Annotated in this window: 13 protein-coding genes, 1 tRNA gene and 1 CRISPR repeat array; of the genes, 2 read left to right on the top strand and 12 right to left on the bottom strand. The window is 67.1% G+C overall.

Features of this window, described 5'->3' with window-relative positions; all coding sequences use genetic code 11:
* Nucleotides 1–63 precede the first annotated feature (63 nt).
* Nucleotides 64–1,332: an outer membrane beta-barrel protein gene (locus FZ983_RS21420; RefSeq protein ID WP_149225515.1), complete on the top strand. Its 1,269-nt coding sequence runs from the start codon at nucleotides 64–66 to the stop codon at nucleotides 1,330–1,332.
* A 334-nt stretch (nucleotides 1,333–1,666) separates the two neighbouring features.
* The gene (locus tag FZ983_RS21415) at nucleotides 1,667–2,248 is read left to right on the top strand and encodes a polysaccharide biosynthesis/export family protein (RefSeq protein WP_149225514.1); all 582 of its coding nucleotides are present in this window, start codon (nucleotides 1,667–1,669) and stop codon (nucleotides 2,246–2,248) included.
* A 121-nt stretch (nucleotides 2,249–2,369) separates the two neighbouring features.
* Here the strand turns inward: FZ983_RS21415 and FZ983_RS21410 are convergent, their stop codons facing one another.
* The 12 genes from FZ983_RS21410 to FZ983_RS21355 form a co-directional block, all read right to left on the bottom strand.
* Nucleotides 2,370–2,633 carry a hypothetical protein gene (locus FZ983_RS21410; protein ID WP_149225513.1) on the bottom strand — a complete coding sequence of 88 codons (264 nt, stop codon included), beginning with the start codon at nucleotides 2,631–2,633 and terminating at the stop codon, nucleotides 2,370–2,372.
* Between the two features lie 353 nt (nucleotides 2,634–2,986).
* A CRISPR array of direct repeats spans nucleotides 2,987–5,090; the repeat unit is 29 nt; unit sequence GGGTCCATCCCTACGGGCGTAGGGGAGCC.
* A gap of 247 nt (nucleotides 5,091–5,337) precedes the next feature.
* Nucleotides 5,338–5,670, bottom strand: coding sequence for a type I-E CRISPR-associated endoribonuclease Cas2e (cas2e, locus tag FZ983_RS21405; RefSeq protein ID WP_149225512.1), 333 nt, complete (start codon nucleotides 5,668–5,670; stop codon nucleotides 5,338–5,340).
* Nucleotides 5,642–6,529, bottom strand: coding sequence for a type I-E CRISPR-associated endonuclease Cas1e (cas1e, locus tag FZ983_RS21400; RefSeq protein ID WP_149225511.1), 888 nt, complete (start codon nucleotides 6,527–6,529; stop codon nucleotides 5,642–5,644). Before cas1e ends, cas2e begins: the two co-directional genes overlap by 29 nt.
* Nucleotides 6,523–7,287: a type I-E CRISPR-associated protein Cas6/Cse3/CasE gene (locus tag FZ983_RS21395; RefSeq protein WP_149225510.1), complete on the bottom strand. Its 765-nt coding sequence runs from the start codon at nucleotides 7,285–7,287 to the stop codon at nucleotides 6,523–6,525. The genes cas1e and FZ983_RS21395 overlap by 7 nt, the downstream gene beginning before the upstream one ends.
* On the bottom strand, nucleotides 7,284–8,126 hold the full coding sequence (gene cas5e / locus FZ983_RS21390) for a type I-E CRISPR-associated protein Cas5/CasD (RefSeq protein ID WP_149225509.1): 843 nt from the start codon (nucleotides 8,124–8,126) through the stop codon (nucleotides 7,284–7,286). The genes FZ983_RS21395 and cas5e overlap by 4 nt, the downstream gene beginning before the upstream one ends.
* On the bottom strand, nucleotides 8,123–9,328 hold the full coding sequence (gene cas7e, locus FZ983_RS21385) for a type I-E CRISPR-associated protein Cas7/Cse4/CasC (protein ID WP_149225508.1): 1,206 nt from the start codon (nucleotides 9,326–9,328) through the stop codon (nucleotides 8,123–8,125). The genes cas5e and cas7e overlap by 4 nt, the downstream gene beginning before the upstream one ends.
* A 25-nt stretch (nucleotides 9,329–9,353) precedes the next feature.
* Nucleotides 9,354–9,968: a type I-E CRISPR-associated protein Cse2/CasB gene (gene casB / locus FZ983_RS21380; protein WP_211102968.1), complete on the bottom strand. Its 615-nt coding sequence runs from the start codon at nucleotides 9,966–9,968 to the stop codon at nucleotides 9,354–9,356.
* The gene (gene casA / locus FZ983_RS21375; protein ID WP_188092442.1) at nucleotides 9,937–11,559 is read right to left on the bottom strand and encodes a type I-E CRISPR-associated protein Cse1/CasA; all 1,623 of its coding nucleotides are present in this window, start codon (nucleotides 11,557–11,559) and stop codon (nucleotides 9,937–9,939) included. Before casA ends, casB begins: the two co-directional genes overlap by 32 nt.
* Before the next feature lie 372 nt (nucleotides 11,560–11,931).
* Nucleotides 11,932–14,547 carry a CRISPR-associated helicase Cas3' gene (gene cas3 / locus FZ983_RS21370; RefSeq protein WP_188092441.1) on the bottom strand — a complete coding sequence of 872 codons (2,616 nt, stop codon included), beginning with the start codon at nucleotides 14,545–14,547 and terminating at the stop codon, nucleotides 11,932–11,934.
* 1,595 nt (nucleotides 14,548–16,142) lie between these two features.
* Nucleotides 16,143–16,421 carry a hypothetical protein gene (locus FZ983_RS21365; protein ID WP_149225505.1) on the bottom strand — a complete coding sequence of 93 codons (279 nt, stop codon included), beginning with the start codon at nucleotides 16,419–16,421 and terminating at the stop codon, nucleotides 16,143–16,145.
* Nucleotides 16,422–16,616: 195 nt separating this feature from the next.
* A complete protein-coding gene (locus FZ983_RS21360; protein WP_149225504.1) occupies nucleotides 16,617–17,312 on the bottom strand; it encodes an Abi-alpha family protein in 696 nt (231 codons plus the stop codon).
* A 176-nt stretch (nucleotides 17,313–17,488) separates the two neighbouring features.
* Nucleotides 17,489–17,564 (bottom strand) — tRNA-Thr (locus FZ983_RS21355).
* Nucleotides 17,565–17,635: the final 71 nt, after the last annotated feature.

Raw genomic sequence — 17,635 nt, 5'->3', positions numbered from 1 at the left:
CCACGAAGGAGCCGGAATCCCGGCCCAGTGAGCCGACCGAACCCAGCCAAGCGCGGTGACTCCATGAAGACCAGCACCCTTTCCCTTCTCGCCCTCGCTCTCGCGTCGACCGGGCTGACGTCGCTTCCCGCCGCCGCCCAGGATGACCTGCAGCGTGGCGAAACCGTGCTGGAGCGTCGCCGGCCGGAGGTCGAGCAGCTCGGCCTGCGCGCGGGCTCCTTCCTGTTCCTGCCGCGGGTGGAAGCGGGCGCCACCTACGACACCAACGTCTACGCCACCCGCGACGACCACGAAGACGACATCATCTGGACCGTCCGTCCGCGAATCGACATCAAGTCCGACTTCGCGGCCCACGCGCTGAACTTTTCGGCCTCCGCCGATGCCGGCCGCTACCGCGAAAATTCCAGCGAGAACTATACCGACTACGCCCTGCAGGCGGCCGGCCGGTTCGACGTGAACAAGGGCGGTGCGCTGGACGGCCAGCTGTTCCATCGCCGCAACCACGAGGGCCGCGGCGACATCAACAGCCTGTCGGGCTATTCGGAGCCGGTGGTCTACCGCACCAGCGGCGGCGAGGCCGGCTACACCCAGCGCTTCAACCGCCTGCGCGCCCGCCTGTCCGGCTCCGCCCAGTACAGCGAGTATGACGATGTCGGCCTGATCGGCGGCGGCATCGCGCGCCAGGAAGACCGCGACCGCTGGGAATACGGCACGGTCGGCCGCGTCGGCTACGAGTTCATCGAAGGCTACGAGGCCTTCGTCCAGGGCACCTATTCCTGGACCCGTCACAAGAACGACCGCGACGCCTTCGGCCTCGACCGCGACTCGGACGGCTACGAGGTGGTCGGCGGTCTCGCCACCGACCTGACCGGGCTGATCACCGGCGAGGTCTTTGCCGGCTACATGGTCCGCAACTACAAGGATTCGCGGCTGGAGGACTTCAGCGGCCTGTCCTTCGGCGGCCGCCTGAACTGGGCGGTCACGCAGCTGACCGCCGTCAGCGCCACCGCCAGCCGTCAGGTGCGCGAGACCACGGCCAGCCCGGGATTCGGCACCGCGTCCAGCTACACCCGCACCGTCCTCGCCCTGGGCGTGGACCACGAACTGCTGCGCACCCTGGTGCTGAACGGCCGCCTGCAGTACCGTCAGGACGACTTCAACGGTAACGACCGCAACGACAAGGTCTATACGGCCGGCGTCGGCGGCACCTACCAGATGAACCGCTACCTGTTCATGACCGGCGGCTACACCTATGAAAAGCGCAGCTCCAACGTGAGCGCCGCCGAATACAGCGACAACCTGATCTACCTGCGTCTCGGCGCGCAGATGTAATCCGGCGGTTCTAGGCCCGCCGACCGGGCAAGTCCGGCCGAAGGGCCTAAAGGTTTCGCTGAACAGTACAGGGCGTCCGTCCTATGACGGGCGCCCTTTTCTTATGCCTGTTTTTGTTGTCGTGGGCGATGTACTGGAGAGATCCGAAGGCGGTAATTCCTCTCCACTTTTTCCCAAGCGCTTGCGAGTTGCTAGTCTCCACCCGAATTCAGGTGCGTGACCAAAGGGCGCCGCCGCAAGGCGACCGGCGAATGGGACGGGTTCTCGAAGCCGTACCATCGTGCCGGACCGGGCGCTGCGGCAGGCACCCACCAGCCAGGGAAAGGGTTTAGGGATGAATCGACGTCAAGTGATCCGTGCGCTGGGCCAGGGGATCGGATTGACCGCGCTCGCTGTCGCCATGGTCGGCTGCGCCGGCAACGACGCGCCGTTGGAAACCGCCAATGTCGGCCAGATCAGCGAATACCGTCTGGGTGCCGGCGACGCGCTGCGCGTCATCGTCTTCGGCGAGGAGCAACTGTCCGGCGAGTTCCGCGTCGACGGCACGGGCAAGGTCGCCATGCCGCTGATCGGCGAGGTCTCGGCCAAGGACCGCAGCACCCGCGATCTGGAAAAGGAGATCTCCACCCGCCTGTCCGCCGGCTATGTGAAGGACCCGAAGGTCAGCGTCGAGGTGCTGAACCACCGTCCCTTCTTCATCCTGGGCGAAGTGCGCAACCCCGGCCAGTACCAGTATGTCAACGGCATGACCGCCCTGTCGGCGGTGGCGATGGCCGGCGGCTACACCTATCGCGCCAAGGAGGATTACGTCCTGATCACCCGCGGCGCCGATCCCAAGAAGGAAATCCGCCGGGCGCCGATCACCACCTCCGTGATGCCGGACGACGTGGTCCGCGTGCCGGAGCGCTATTTCTGAGCCCGGAATTTCAGAGCCCAGGATTGTCGAGCCCAGGCAGGCCAGGGCGACCAACGGAAAGCCCGGCCGGGAGATGTCCCGGCCGGGCTTTCGGCTATGCGGCGATAGCCGGCGGTGGCGATCAGGTGTCCAGCGTATCCCAGCCCTTCTTCTGTCCCGACGGCATGCGCTGGTTCGGGGGAACCACCGGATCGCGTGAGATGCCGTGCGGCGGGGTGGTGCCGGCGGCCTCGTCGTCGGTGCCGAGCGGTGCGGCGGCGGGGTCGGTGGCCGGGACCTTGTCGCCGGTCAACCCGCGGTCGATGTCCGCGCGCATCCGGTTGGCCTCCGCGCTGGGCGTGGTGGGCGTGTCACGGCCCGACTCGGGACGCTGGGGCTTGGTCATGGTCGGCCTTTCGCACAAGCTGTGAGTGGCGTTCTGTCGCCTCCTCCAACCGCCGCCGCCTGCCGAGGGTTCCCCGGTGCGACGATCTGCAACCCTGCGGCCGATTTCAGGGGAGCCCCGATGCAGGACGCTGGCTTGCGTCCTGTTCGCTCTTGCAACCTGTCGAGGTGGTGCTCCATCCCAAGACGAGGCGGGATTAATCAGGGCTGTTTCAAGCATATGTGTGCGAGTCGCACATCTTCGATCTTTGAGCGTTGATGCAGTCACTACGGTTTAGGATTGTTGGGAAAACATGGAGCATCCTTGCGGGCGCAAGGGAGACTTGCCGGTGCCGACGGTGTGGGCCATCAACGTGGGTCCATCCCTACGGCGTAGGGGAGCCGAGCCGCCGCCCAGGTCGAAGATGGTCCCGTAGGGTCCATCCCTACGGGCGTAGGGGAGCCGCAGTAATTGTCCCGTCAGGAGCGTAGGCGATGGGTCCATCCCTACGGGCGTAGGGGAGCCCGCCCTCAATGCGGTGCCGCTGGCCGGCGTCGAGGGTCCATCCCTACGGGCGTAGGGGAGCCGTGCTGGCGACGGTCAGTGGAAGCGCATAGTTGGGTCCATCCCTACGGGCGTAGGGGAGCCTGCCAGCCGGTCGCGCTCCGCCTGGGCGGCGCGGGTCCATCCCTACGGGCGTAGGGGAGCCGGGTTCCACCCGTCCTCACGGCCCTGGCTGTAGGGTCCATCCCTACGGGCGTAGGGGAGCCCCGGTGAAGCGGCACCAAGCGCCCGTGCTGCTGGGTCCATCCCTACGGGCGTAGGGGAGCCTCAAAAAGACCGCACTCTATGTATCCATCTGCGGGTCCATCCCTACGGGCGTAGGGGAGCCATTTTGCCGACACCACCGGCGCCATCCCTCCAGGGTCCATCCCTACGGGCGTAGGGGAGCCGTGCCCGTCGCTGTGTTCGATGCGCCGGTTCCGGGTCCATCCCTACGGGCGTAGGGGAGCCGTCACCTACGCCGAGGAGCCGGCTGTCCCGAGGGGTCCATCCCTACGGGCGTAGGGGAGCCACACTCGCCAAATCCAGCGCCTACACCGTCACGGGTCCATCCCTACGGGCGTAGGGGAGCCCGACCGGGTCGGCGGCTTTCTGGCCGGCCGTGGGGTCCATCCCTACGGGCGTAGGGGAGCCCGGGTTGAGGCGGAGGCGGCGCGGTGGGAGCCGGGTCCATCCCTACGGGCGTAGGGGAGCCAACGTCAACACCTGGGGCGAGCGGCTGAACCAGGGTCCATCCCTACGGGCGTAGGGGAGCCGCGAAGCTGGTCGATGTAGGGACGGCCCTCAAAGGTCCATCCCTACGGGCGTAGGGGAGCCTGCTCGTACGACCCGCACAAGGCCAGTCTGAAAGGTCCATCCCTACGGGCGTAGGGGAGCCGACCACGATGATGCCGTGTTCGTCCGATCCGGGGGTCCATCCCTACGGGCGTAGGGGAGCCAGCCGCTTCCAACTCGGCGAGAAGCTCGGCGAGGGTCCATCCCTACGGGCGTAGGGGAGCCTCGTTCCCGTCGTCCAGATCCTTCGCGGACCAGGGTCCATCCCTACGGGCGTAGGGGAGCCGACGGGGCGGCCCCGCGCCGCCCCATTTCGGAGGGTCCATCCCTACGGGCGTAGGGGAGCCCGGCGCAAGGAGAACGTCACGACCTACGAGGGGGGTCCATCCCTACGGGCGTAGGGGAGCCGCGCCTTGCGGGTAAAAGGCCTCGATTGACACGGGTCCATCCCTACGGGCGTAGGGGAGCCTTGATGATGTGCATGGTCTGGCTGAGCCACTTGGGTCCATCCCTACGGGCGTAGGGGAGCCCGCGATTTCGAGGAGCGCGAGGCCGCCGGCGAGGGTCCATCCCTACGGGCGTAGGGGAGCCCCATTGCCCCCGCCGCCCAGGCCGCGATAGCCGGGTCCATCCCTACGGGCGTAGGGGAGCCGCATCGGTGACGGCGGTGATTTCCCAGATGCCGGGTCCATCCCTACGGGCGTAGGGGAGCCCTTGGAAGTATTGGCCGGCGTACAGCACTTCAAGGTCCATCCCTACGGGCGTAGGGGAGCCCACTTTCCGCGTGCGGTTAACGGCCGCATCGGGGGTCCATCCCTACGGGCGTAGGGGAGCCCATCTCGGCGATGGCGGTGTGGGCGGCCTTCAGGGTCCATCCCTACGGGCGTAGGGGAGCCTTCGAGGTGTTGTCGGCGAGCGCCTTGGACCGGGGTCCATCCCTACGGGCGTAGGGGAGCCCGGACGCCAGATCGCTTAGCGACCGAGCGACCGGGTCCATCCCTACGGGCGTAGGGGAGCCCGGTTGAGGCATGGGAGGTCGGGAGCGAGGTCGGGTCCATCCCTACGGGCGTAGGGGAGCCGGGTACCATTGACGGTGACGGCATCAGATCCGGGGTCCATCCCTACGGGCGTAGGGGAGCCTCTGCCTGTTAAGCTACTGACAGCATTCACAACATAAAAGAATCTCGCGTGCACTGGCTTGCAATCAGATCACGCTATACGAGCATAATGGCAGCAATCACTCCCCATGTCATCTCGGATACGGGATGGAACGCTCTCCGTCAGATCGAGTTGCACAGGAAGAGGAGGGAATGCTGCCAAAAGATGGCAGTATTTCGCCCCGATCGCTCAATCAACCAGATGGCCGCCGGACGCACGCCGATCACGGTCATATCGTGCAGAAGGCGTCTGTCCCCTCTCCGCCATGCAACCCACGCTTGGCCAGCACGATGCCGTCATGTTCGACCAGGGTCACGGGCGGGCAGCCCAAGGTCCGGATCACCTGATTGCCGGCGCTTCCGCGGTCACGCCACGTCATCACCACACTGCCCTGTTCGAGCACGCCATGCCAGTCGACCAGCACAGCCCAGATGCGCTCGCGAACCGGCTTGGTCAGGTTGGGAGAGGTGTAGACGCCGGGTGCGATCTCCAGCATCGCCGAGGCGAGGAAACCCCGGAAGCGGTCGGGAACGTCACGGGTCACCACCACGGTCAGGGTCATCGGCGAACAGCTCCTTGATGCGGTCGATCATCGACGGGATCAGCTCCTTCTCGCGGAACGTCCGTCCGGCCAGCTTCCGCACATGGGATTCAATGCTGCGGCTGGGCTCTCTTTCAGCGTTGCGGACGGCGGCGAAGGCGAGGGGGATGGTCACCGCGTCCCGGAACAGGTCGGCGATATCCAGTGTGAAGGCGTTTGCCGAATCCTCGTGGATGAAGCCCAGCGGCGCCAGGGTGGAGGTTGCCGCCACCGCGATGGCCGCTGCGGCCTCGACCGCCGAAGCGGCGTGGTTGATCGCTTGGTTGGGCAGGTCGGCACCTTGTGGATTGGCGCGGTCATAGCGCCGGCCGCGCCACGCGATGCCGAATTCCTCCGCCAGGCGGCGGTAGAGCGCCTTCATCCGCTCCCCCTCGATCCCACGCAGAACTGCGATGTCGCGGTGGGGCAGAACCTCGCCCAGCCTCCAGGCGTAAAGCCGGCGGGCGATGAACAGGCGTGACCCTTCGGCATCAGCCCACAGCCGCGCCTGCCGGCGGGCCAACTGGCTGTCGTCGGCTCCGCCGGGCAGCGACGCGTAGAGGCGGGTGCCGTCCTCTCCCACCGCCAGCAATCCGGTGCCATGCCGGGCGGCCAACCGCAGGGCATCGTGGCTGACCGTGGTGCCGGGACCGAGCAGGATCAGCGACAGCCCCTGATAGGGCAGGGCATAGTCGCCCGGCGGCAGGTCGCCGGTTCCTGCGGTGCGGAAGCGCAGCGTCCCGTCCTCCACATAAAGCCGGCCGTGGGCCAGCCCGATCAGGCCATGCCGGTCGACATGGGGAACCCGCGCCGTCTCCAGCCCCAGTCGGCCCTTCAGCATGGTGCCTTCCGCAGCATCAGCATGCCGAAGCCGAAGGCGCGGTGCCGGCCGACTCCGCGGGCCAGGAGACGGGCGAATGTTTGGGCTTCCGTCACGCGCAGCACGCCCTCCATGGTGGCGGCCGGGTGGCGGCGCAGTTCGGTGGAGGGCCGGCCGGCATCTCCCCGGTTCCCGGACTTGCGCATCAGGTCTTCAAGCTGGAAGGTGGCGAGGCGCAGGCTTTCCAGCTCGACTCCGCCGGCGCGGTCCAGCGCGGCACGAAACCAGTCGAGATAGACCTCGTCGCGAACCGGCTTCGCTTGTGGATCACCATCCGCCGCTTCCCATTTGTCGATGGCAGCGAGATATGCGTCGATCTCGGCGCCCGATGTCTTTCCACCCGCCGGTGTCCGGCCCAACCGCACAGTGGGGCAGACCCGGACGGAGAAGGTCAGCCGCATCCCGGCCGGTAGCGCCGGCATCGGCTTGGTTGCCGCGGCCTCCCAGTCGATCAGTTCGTCGACATCCGGCGGGGCGAAGGGATCGCGCGCGTCACGCAATGCGGCCAGATCCCGGTCGGCATAGGCGTAGATCGACAGCCGCTCCCCGGTGTCCCCGGCGATGGAGAAGGGCTTTGGCGCCTGTTCGCCGAACACGGCGGTCAGGACGCCATGAACCAGATAGCCGCGGTCGGACGACAGCGCGCGGTAACGCTTGGCGAAGGCGGCGATCCGCCGGCTGGACAGCGGCAGGTACAGGAGGTGGAGCGGGGTGGTCATCGCGTGGCCTCCTCGCCAGCCGGCTTGGCAGGTGGCCAGCCGGTCAGGCGCTGGCGGCGCACCCGTCGCGTGCCGCCATGAAGCTGGTTTGCCCAATCCCGGCTGTCGAACACGACATCCTCGTCATAGCCGTCCGGCATCGCGGGGGTCCGCAGGCTCGCCGGAACGGGAAGCCGGGCCGGCCATTCGGTCAGCAGCGCATCCTCGCCGCGGCTTCTGCCTGCGATCTCCAGCCGCCGGGCCGCAACCGGGGGCAACCGCATCCCTTCCGCCAGGGCGGCGAGCGGATCGGCGGAGGTCACCGTGCCGGCGAAGGGCGGCAGCGACGGCAGGCAGTTCTTGCGGCCGATGAACAGCGGACGGGCCGGGGACTCCAGCGCCCTTGCGACCGCGGCGATGTCGGGCTGACCGTCCTCCCCGCCTGCCGGAAGCAGCCCGACCGCGACCAACACCACGGCGTCGGCGCGATACCAGCGCTGGCGGATGTGGGTTCCGGTCGCGGCGGATCCGCCTTCGCGCTGTTCCGGGACGCCGCGCGTTGTCCAGCCGGCTCCGTCCAGAAAGGGTTGGCCGAGGTCGACCGTTTGGTAATCGCGCACCGCCTCCCCCTCCCGCAGCAGGACACCGGCAATCGACAGACGCGCTTGCAGCCCTTGCAGCAGGCGGGTGTCACTATGAGTCCAGCCCAGCGCGTTGCCGATCAGCCCGGCAATCTGCGAGCGGCCGGGGAACTGGCCGGTCCGCCCGATCTCATCGACCTGCGGAACGCCGAACGCCATCAGTGGTGCGTCGAGAAGGAGGATGACGTGCGCCTCCCCCCCGGACGGGGAAGCGGTCATTCCGCCCTCCCGTTCGCCGCCACGCTGCCGGCGGCCCAGCCGGCGAGGTCGCCAAGAGGCAGGCGCGTGCCCAGCGCCTCGCTGCCGTCGAGGATCGAGGCGACCCGCCGCTCGTCTCCCGCACCATACATGGCGTCGAGCGCCGCGACATGCGTGGTCAGCCGCTCCACCGCCGCCGCCGCCACATCGCCGCCGCGCAGGGGTACCGGATTGAGGAAGGCGTTGGCGAGACTGCGCGGCGTCCGGCCGCCCATCTCCGCCAGCACCAGAACGGACCAGGAGTGCGGCGCGGTCGATCCCAGCTTCGCCCCCGGCGATACGGTGGCCACCGTGTGGATCAGCCGTTCGACCACTTGTCCGGCCAGCGCCGTGTCATGACCCAGGTTGGAGACCAGCAGCGGCACGTCGATGGCGACATAGCCGTAGAACAGGCCGCTGGTCAGTTCGGTCGTGTTGATGTGGCCGCTGCCGGTCTCGCCGCTTTCCTGCGCCAGATCGTCGACGGCGGAGAAATAGTCGTTCTCCAACTCCTGGGCATGGACGGTGAAGGCGTGGGCGACGTGGATCGCCGCATCGCAGCGCGCCAGATGATCGGAGGTCACCATGCGGCCGAACAGGGCAGCGTCGATTCCGGCGCCCTTGTTCAGCGCCGCGAGGTTGGCCTTGCCGGCCTTCGCCCAATCGGTCACCGCGCGGACCGGGTCGGCCTCCGCCGCCGGGTCGCGCAGCAGGGTGCGGGCGGCCTCCCGCAGATAGGCCACCTCCGGCTCGCCCAGCACGATGACCTGCTTGGTCTCCAGCGCCTCAACGAGGGTGGCGGGGTCGGCCTCGGCGTCGGTCCCGGCGGCAGCCTTGCCCTTCTTCTCCTTCTTCGCCTTGGGGCTCTCGCCCAGCAGAAGCGCCTGGATGGCGCCGACCACGGCGACCACCTGCTCGGCCGGGAAGCCTTCGCCGATCAGCGGCAGGGCGACACGCTCGCTGAAAATGCGGCGCGAACGCAGCGACAGGCCTGGGTCGAAGCTCTTCAGCTCCCATTCATGGTCGGCGCGCCGCCAGTGGCGCTTCAGGCATTGGCTGGAAATGCGGGTGCGGATGCTGCCGCCGAAGGGCAGCCGCTTGGCGGCCCCGGCATCGTCGCGGTTGAGGAGCGCGGCGGCGTAGGGGGTCAGCGTATGGATTTGCAGGAAGCGGGGGTTGGTCATCGTCGGAAATCCCGGGCAAGAATGGTCAGGCGCCGGCTTCGGGCTGTTTGGCGGCGCGGTGAAGAGTGCGGACGTAATCGCGGGCGATGCGGTCGGCCGCCGCCTCGTAGCCCGGCGACAGGCCGAGGCGCTTGAGGGCGAGCTGGCCGAACTCGGTCCAGTCCACGTCCTCCCCCTTGGCCCGCAGAAAGCGGCAGGCGGTGGCGAAATGGTCGGGGAAGCCGTCGGCATCGGCGCGCAGCAGTTGGGTCAGTCGGATCTCGGAGAAGCCCGCCTCCGCCAGCGCTTCGCCGGCGCGACGGCCCTGCCGGTGCGGCTCCGGCGCCATCAGTGCCATGCCGTGCAGGACCAGCGCCCACGCCGCCCCCACCCGGTCGGGAGGCCGTCCGGACAGGAGTGCGTCCGTCCGGTCTGCACCCAGTCCGTCGTAGAGTGCTTGCCAAACATCCACGCCGGCAGGCCCACCAACCGGTAGGCGGCGCAACCGGGCAACGAGGCCGGTGTCGAAGCACTTGCCGTGGTCGTCCGGGTCGGCGAAGCGGCGGGCCAGTGCGGCCAGCGCCTCGGCCATCGTTGGCATCGGTGGCGCTTTGCCGTTCGGCTCAGTGTCAGGCGGCGGCATCGGTTGGGTGGTCGTCATCGTCCGTCTCCTTTTCGGACTCATCGCCAGGCTGGGCAGGCAGCGGCAGATGTTCGTTCAGCATGGCGTGGAAGAGGTTCATCGCCGCCGCCCGTGCCGGGCCGACGCGCGCCGCATCCTCCGGCAGGCGATCCAGTTCGCGGTGGAAGAGGGCAGTTGCCGCCCCGCGCACGGCGCGATGCCATGCGACGCGCAAGGACTCGGCCTCGGCCGAGGTCTCTTCCACTTCCAGCTGCCTCCACAGATGATGGAAGAAGAACCCGTCGATCTGCCGGTCCAGCGCCTCGCGCGCCGGGATGATCTTCTTGTCGTCGGTGGACAGCTTCGTTTCAGGGCCGTTGCGGCGGTATTCCAGCGCCAGCGCCAAGCCAAGCCCCAGCGCAGCCTGCGCTCGCCCCGCGTCACCGATCATTCGGGCGGACAGCATGTCGAGGCGTTCCACCGGCGATTTGCGGTGGCTCTGGAACAGCGCGGCGGTCCGGGTGGAAAGCGGGATGACCCGGCGCTCCAGCCCTTCGGTCTTGCCCTGGCCGCGGACCAGTACGGTGGCATGCAGGACCATGCGCGGATCGTCGCCCGGCAGCGGCGCCATGGCGGTCGGAAGCGCGATGCCGCTGCCGTTCGTCAGCAGTCTGGTCAGCCGGCGGTAGTCGAACGCTCCGCTTTGGAAGGTGACCGCCTTGCCGGCCTCACGGTCGATGGGCGTCCATGGATCGCCGAGGTTGCCCATCCGGTTCTTGGCATCCAGGCGGGCAGCGTCGGTCGGTCGGCCGAGCGCCACGACGCGGCCGTCCCGCTCGACCAACCGCACCCGCCGGCAGATCTCGATGAAGTGGGGCTCCAGGCCGCTCAAGGGGCGGCTGGTCTTGCCGTCCCATGGCTCCAGCCACAGCAGCGCGGCACCGCCGGGGGCATAGGTGCCTTCGAAATCTCCCTCGTCGAAGATGCGGGCGCGGTCGCGCAGCAGAACCCGCAGCGACCGGCGAAGACGGGCGCCCCAGCGCATCGAGAGCGGCGCCAGCTCCATCATCGGTCGGCTGGAAAAGCCGCCGTTCATCCGGGCGATGCCGTAGTTGCCGCGGCCGAGAAACCCCATGCCGGTCTGCAGCGAAATCAGGGCGTAGACCCAATGATGCGGCTTCGCCCGCACCGCCCGCGCCGGCTTGAGATCGACCGCTCGGCCGGTGACCAGCGTGTCGATCCCGTCGGCGGTGTCCGACAGCGGGGTGAAGCGGTCGAGCGATCCCTCCGGCACCGGCGGTTGCAGGAAGGCCGGAGCTGCCGCGTCGGCGACGACCAGCGACCAGGCCTCATCCGGGGCCAATGCCGACAGCAGGGCGCGCCATGTGTCCTCGTCGTCCGGCGGATCGGCGTCGGGGTCCGGGTCAGGATCGGCATGGACCAGGGCCAGCACGGCGAGCTGGACCAGGAACTGATAGAAAGGTTGCTGCTGATGGGCGGCGAGATCGCCAATGTCCTCCACCCGGTCGGCGCACAATTCGGCGAGCAGGCCGGGCAGCGTGTGGAAGACAGGACCATCCATTCCGGCCGCCGGCAACAGCGGCTCGGTCAACAGGCAATAGCTGGGCATGGCCGGACCTCTTGCGGGCGGCTGTGACGTGATCGGTTTGCTTGTATGCAGCTTATGGATGCTCGCAGGCTGTTGCGGGCATCGGTTTGGTTTCATTAGCGTCAGGCAATCTTAATGCCGAGGCTAAGCTGGCAATATCTCCAATTCAAGGGAAAATTGCGCGAACTTGCTCTACCCACACGGTTGTCATCGTGCCGTGTCTTCTGAAAGGGAGCGGTTGCGATCTGTCTCTGCATCTTGCGGGCGGTCATCCTCGCGGGCGCGAGGGAGCATCTAGGATCGCGAGGCTTGCGCTACCTACACGCGGTCCATCCCGAAAGGTTCGGGAAGAGCGGATGCCTGCACTCTAGCAAATTCAATCTCGCCTTATACTCAGCCGATTGCAACCATCCGTAACCCCAGCCGGTCATAGACGAACCCCACACCGGCGAATCGGAAGGTCACTTCCCCCGGCGCCGAGCTGGCCAGTTCCTCGATCTCCGACCCGATCCAATCATTGGGCAGCATCCAGCCGGGCAGTTTGATCGTCGATACGGCTTCGCCGAATGGCCCCTTCGTCGCCTCCGGCAAGCGGATGAGCGCATCGCGCAGGCCGAGTCGGGTTGCCGCCTTTTCCTCCAGAGCCTTCGGCGTCGCCTGCAACGGCTTGGCCCAATCGATGGCGTGATTGGTCGCCAGCGTCCACCGGGCCTGGGCATCGCCGGTCGAACCCCGATGCGCCTTCGGCCAGCCTCCGCCGAGGCGGTCGGCCAGTTCGCCAAGCAACTCTGGATGGGTCGCCGCCTCCACCAGCATCCGGTTGTCGTCGGGGACGGTCAGGTGAGGACGGGCTTCCAGCGTGATGCGAGTGGCGGCGAGTGCGGTCAAGCTGTCGTAGACCTTGCCGAACCCCATGCCGAATCGTCCCGGCCGCTCCAGTGCCTCAGCCAACTCCGCCACGGTCGGGGCCAGGACGATGGCCCGCGGCTCCTCGAAGCCGGTTGGCCGGGTTCGTTGCGGGTGGCGGTGCAGCCGTCCCAGCCGTTGCAGCAGCACGTCGGCCGGGCATAGGTCGGTGATCAGCAGGTCGGCGTCGATGTCCAGGCTCTGCTCTACCGTCTGGGTGGCGACCAGCACCACTGGCGTGGTGGCGCCGCTCCCGAACCGCTCTTCGACCGCCCGGTCGAGCAGGCGGCGATCTTCGGCGGCATAGCGGGCATGATGGGGGCAGCGTCGGCGGTTGACGGTGAAGAGAAGCGGGCTGTCGCCGGCCTTTTCCTCCAACGCCTGCTGAACGGCCATTGCCCGATTGACCGTGTTGACGATGATCAACACCCGGGCGTCGCGGCCCGCGGCCGACAGTGCCAGTTCCGCTATCTCTGCGAGACCGGCGGTATCCGCTACCAATTCCACCGAAACGCTCCTGCGGCGCGGCTTCGGCATTGAATCGGCGTTGTCGACCGGCAGGCCGCTCAGCATCGGGTAGGGTTTGCGGAGCGCAATGTCGGGTGCCGCCACCGGCGAGGTCCGGGACCGCGGCCCCATGATTGCCACCAGCCGCGCCCTTGCACCCTCCCCCAAGGTGGCCGACATCAGCAGCGTGTGGGCGCCGGCGGCGGCGCGGAAGCGCAGCACATTCTCCAGCAGCCGGACCATGTAGGTGTCGGAGGCATGGACCTCGTCCACCACCAGCAGGCTGCGCATCAGCGAGGCGGCGCGCAGGCGGCAGTCCTTCACGTCCAGCCCCGACAGCAACACCTGATCGATGGTGCCGACCACCACCGCGCCGGCCAGATAGCGGCTGGGATGCTCCGCCGCCCAGCCGCGGTCGCGCATCGTCCCAGCCTCGTCATCCGGCCACGTCACCTTGAAGCCGGGCAGGGCGGTTCCGTCGACGTCGTCCACCCGCAGATAGCCGGGCACGGCCAGTATCACCGGCGGCGCCTGTGTCCCGAGCAGACGGCCCAGAGCCTTTCGGATGCGCTCCCTGATCTGCACCGCGGAGACGCGGGTCGGCAGGGCGAAATACATCCCGTCGACCATCCCCGCCCGGAACAGCCGCAGGAAATGCAGCAGGGCCGCCTCCGTCTTCCCCGATCCGGTTTCCGCCTCCAGGATCGCCAGCGAACCTGCCCGGGTCGGCAGCGCAGCCGACAGGACCGCCGCCTGGGCGAATTGCGGAGCGGAGAAGGACGGGAACAGCGTCCTGAACGACCAGTCCAGCGCCTCCGCCGCCGTCCTGGACCGATCAGGCCGCAAAAAGCGCTCGCCGACGATCCGCCGGGCAGTCCGTAGCGCGAAAGCGATCCGCGATTCGCCCGACCCTGGTCCCTCGGGATAGGTGAAAACACGCTCGTCGGAGCCGAGCCGGTCCGCCAGAGCCACCAGACCGGCGAAGCCGTGCCAGAACGAATGTTTGGCGGGAAGCGGCTGGCAGGTCTCGCGGTGCTGCGGAAACCAGCCGAGTGCCGTTTGCACCAGTTCCGTCAGCGCCGCCAACGGCGCATAGCCGCCGGCCGGCTGCCAGAGCTTCGGATTTCCCCTCGCCACCGACGGCGAGGTCTCCGGCGGTCCGCCGTGATGCGACAGGATGGCGAGGAGCGGATCGTCGTTGCCGTCGTTTTCGCACCAACCGTCCATGGCGTCATACAGATTGGCTAAAGCCCCCTGGATGATCCTGTCATGCAGCGCGCCGACCACGCAGCCGATATGCCCCTCTACCTGTATGGTTCCCTTCGGCAGCGCCTTGTTCTGGAAACCGTGGTTGACCTTGCCCAGGTCGTGAAGGGCGGCCAGTACGCACAGTCGCGCCACCTGGGCATCGTCCAGTGTCTCCAAATCGCCGAGCCGCGCCAGCCCCAGGCGGATGTTGGGAACCTCCAGCAAGGCGAGAAAAACAGCGCCGACATCGGCGCAATGATCGGCCAGCCCCAGCGACGACAAGACGCCTCCGTCTTCCGCCCGCCGCAGCTTCCCCCAAGGGCGAGGCACAGGAAACATGTTGGCCATGCGATCTCCTTCGAATGAACATGAGGTGTTTTGAGACTCTTGGCTGTAGCGGGTGGTTACCCACAGGCGTGGGGGAGCCCCGAAGGGCTGGTAATCTCGCTCTACGACACCGCTCCATCCCCACAGGCGTAGGGGAGACTCGTCTATCGGTGCCACGTCGACGCGCTGCAGGGGTCCGTCCCCACGGGCGTGGGGGAGCCGCGACGACCTGGGCCAGCGCCTGCTCGTAATCGGGTCCATCCCCACGGGCGTGGGGGAGCCACGGTCTCACGCTGCTTCAGCGCGATGATCTCGGGTCCATCCCCACGGGCGTGGGGGAGCCTGCGAGGCCGAGCAGGCGCATGTCCTGCACTGGGGTCCATCCCCACGGGCGTGGGGGAGCCGGGGGGGTGCCGTCGTAGATTTTCAGGCGGGCAGGTCCATCCCCACGGGCGTGGGGGAGCCGACCGCGGCACCGTCAAGCGTAACGTTATGACGGGTCCATCCCCACGGGCGTGGGGGAGCCCAGCCGGTGCCGTAGTCGGTCAGCAGTTCCAGGGGTCCATCCCCACGGGCGTGGGGGAGCCGAAGGGCAAAGCCTTGACGCTCAGGAGCGGGCGGGTCCATCCCCACGGGCGTGGGGGAGCCCAGCGAAGACCGCAGCGTCGAGAATGACGGCTGGGGTCCATCCCCACGGGCGTGGGGGAGCCCGCCCGGATAGCGTCCTTAATCATGCGCTTCTGGGTCCATCCCCACGGGCGTGGGGGAGCCTCTAATCATTAAGTTATTGACAGCATTCACTATGTGCAAGATTCGCGCGTGTGTTGGGTGCTGTATTTGTCGCGCTGTACGTGTATGATGGCCTCGTTGACGCGCTATGTCATTCCAAAATGATGGCGGGCTGGTAGGCCACCACCCTTATGTCATCCCCTGGTGCAGCGGAACCTTGAGGGATTTCAAATGCTTGTGGGGGGTGAAGGTTAAGCGCCGCATCAACAACGCGGACCCATTAGGCCAGAGGGTCGAGTGAGCGACCTGATGCTGTCAAAAGATGTCAGCATGTCTTGAGAGTTAGCTACAGAGATGGGACCCGCTACCGGGTATGCGTCCCATCCAACTCAATGGCCCCGTGGGGGCAGGAGTCCCGGTCGGCGGGATGGGACCCGCCGACCGAATCTGTCCGTTCCGAACGTGGCCGGGGGAGCGGCGTCCGGGCCAGCAGCGCCCGCTGCGCCTCCATGAGGAAGGGCGTCCCGCAGGGAAGGGGGCCGGGGTCGGACCGTGCGTCCAGCCAGCGTCGGAGGAATGTGAGCATGCGGGGTGCCATTTGAGGAATGTGCCCTATCATGCCACGCCCCGCGTGCTGGGCAACCGTCCCAAAAGGGCCGGCCAAAGTCGGCCGGCCCTCCCCAACATTCTCGCGGTGTTTCGCTGATCGCCGCGCCGTCTCAGAAGGAGATCCTTTCGGGACGGCAATTTGTCTGATGGTCCGTTGCCGTCGCCCTCAACCCCTTGCGTCGCCTGTCGAGGGTAGGCCCGCCAACAGATCGACCAGCGTCATCGTTGCCTTATCAGCGAAATCCACAGCTTGGCTGGTGCCGCCCCGGGACTGACGATTACGCCTCCCGATCAGCCGCCGCTTCCATGCTCCGCCGGTAGAAGTCCACGTCAGTGTGTGTCAGGTTCGCCAGCGGTCGCTTCGTCGCGAGCAAATCCTCTGCAGCCTGCATCATGGTCTCCTCGCGCTGGCGAAGCCGGGCACGATGCAAGTTGTCCTGCCGATCGAGCTCATCCCGGTACGCGCCGGCTGCGGAAATCAAAGCGTCGACAGCGTGGACGCGAGCTATTTCACTACGGCGCAGGATGAACTCTTGCAGGTCCGGCGGGATCGTCATCGGGTCCACCTTCGCATCAGAGCGCAGCTTTCGACCTGCCGCTGGCTTTCGGGGCTTCACAGGCATTGGGCTCTCCTTGGGCTCGGCTTCAGCATGGCCGCGCACAAGGAGGGCATCAATCGGCATCAGCTCTGCCGTGTGGCGTTCCCGGACGGCGTCGCGAGGCGGAGGAGGCGACGGCGCGATCTGTGCTGTTCACACCTCCAAAGTATGATCCGACCTCGGTGGGGCTGTGCACGCCTTCACAAAGGCGAGGCCAAGAGGTGTCACGGCAGCTGTAGCTGGGTGGATCCAACCGCCCCAGGTAACCCCCAGCGTGATGCAGCCCAGACGGTAAAGGTTCCCGAGCGACACAGCCACTTCCTCAGTTGGCATTGGTGCGTCTGCTTCTCTCTGCTCGTCGATCTCAATGCACTCAGGCAGCCTACCCGTGAGGACCGTGCCGTTCCCGGCATTTGGAGCCGACGCGATAGACACAAGGCACTTCACGTCGAGCGGCGTCATATCGGCAAGCATGGACACGAAAGCCCGCCGCATCTCCGTTCCGCTGTCAGCGTCCGCAGCGTTTGCCAGCAGCGTCGCCCAACGGTCCTGGAGTTCGTCGTCTTCCTCGACGGCGGCATAAGAGAGAAGGGGAAGCCCCACCGCCAGAGGAAGCTGTCGGGTTGGCCCGGACATGCCCCGCTCCTCCATGAGCGCATCAACGCGATCCATCAGCCGGACCCGGCGCTCGAAGCGCGCGACCTTAAGCCGGTCCTCTACCATTCCCACAACTTCCGCCGCCGGCCCGGCGATGAAGCTCCCCAGGTCGCGAGCAGCGTCCACTACCTTCCCGCCAAGCTCGGCAGACACCTTTACCGCTTTGGCCCATCCGCCTGAAGGATCGTCCATTCCGTACTCCCATTCGAATCACAAGAAGCCGAAGGATACTGCCGGCCGTGGTTGAGCGCAGCACCATGCCGCAGACACGCCATGTCCGAAACCCGGACACTGTGCGGACACAAAAGCAAAGGCCCCGGCGGATCGCTCGGGGCCTTGTCGTAAGCGCTTGATATTCAAGCTGAAACTGGTGCCGGATACAGGAATCGAACCCGTGACCTTCTGATTACAAATCAGCTGCTCTACCAGCTGAGCTAATCCGGCGCACCCGACGCTTGCGGGACGCACACCTTAGCGTCCCTTTTCCGCGTAAACAAGCACTTGCCCATGACGGC

This window comes from Azospirillum sp. B21 (genome assembly GCF_008364825.1).
Classification (GTDB): Bacteria; Pseudomonadota; Alphaproteobacteria; order Azospirillales; family Azospirillaceae; genus Azospirillum.
The sequence above is the reverse complement of the archived record's forward strand: the minus strand, read 5'-3'. Positions and strand labels throughout refer to the sequence as shown.

Excerpts from the sequence above, each read along its gene's own strand:
- FZ983_RS21420 (WP_149225515.1), top strand. The coding sequence starts at position 64 with ATGAAGACCAGCACCCTTTCCCTTCTCGCCCTCGCTCTCGCGTCGACC.
- casA (WP_188092442.1), bottom strand. The coding sequence starts at position 11,559 with ATGCCCAGCTATTGCCTGTTGACCGAGCCGCTGTTGCCGGCGGCCGGA.
- cas7e (WP_149225508.1), bottom strand. The coding sequence starts at position 9,328 with ATGACCAACCCCCGCTTCCTGCAAATCCATACGCTGACCCCCTACGCC.
- casB (WP_211102968.1), bottom strand. The coding sequence starts at position 9,968 with ATGACGACCACCCAACCGATGCCGCCGCCTGACACTGAGCCGAACGGC.
- cas1e (WP_149225511.1), bottom strand. The coding sequence starts at position 6,529 with ATGCTGAAGGGCCGACTGGGGCTGGAGACGGCGCGGGTTCCCCATGTC.
- cas5e (WP_149225509.1), bottom strand. The coding sequence starts at position 8,126 with ATGACCGCTTCCCCGTCCGGGGGGGAGGCGCACGTCATCCTCCTTCTC.
- cas2e (WP_149225512.1), bottom strand. The coding sequence starts at position 5,670 with ATGACCCTGACCGTGGTGGTGACCCGTGACGTTCCCGACCGCTTCCGG.
- FZ983_RS21395 (WP_149225510.1), bottom strand. The coding sequence starts at position 7,287 with ATGACCACCCCGCTCCACCTCCTGTACCTGCCGCTGTCCAGCCGGCGG.
- FZ983_RS21360 (WP_149225504.1), bottom strand. The coding sequence starts at position 17,312 with ATGGACGATCCTTCAGGCGGATGGGCCAAAGCGGTAAAGGTGTCTGCC.
- FZ983_RS21410 (WP_149225513.1), bottom strand. The coding sequence starts at position 2,633 with ATGACCAAGCCCCAGCGTCCCGAGTCGGGCCGTGACACGCCCACCACG.
- FZ983_RS21415 (WP_149225514.1), top strand. The coding sequence starts at position 1,667 with ATGAATCGACGTCAAGTGATCCGTGCGCTGGGCCAGGGGATCGGATTG.
- cas3 (WP_188092441.1), bottom strand. The coding sequence starts at position 14,547 with ATGGCCAACATGTTTCCTGTGCCTCGCCCTTGGGGGAAGCTGCGGCGG.
- FZ983_RS21365 (WP_149225505.1), bottom strand. The coding sequence starts at position 16,421 with ATGACGATCCCGCCGGACCTGCAAGAGTTCATCCTGCGCCGTAGTGAA.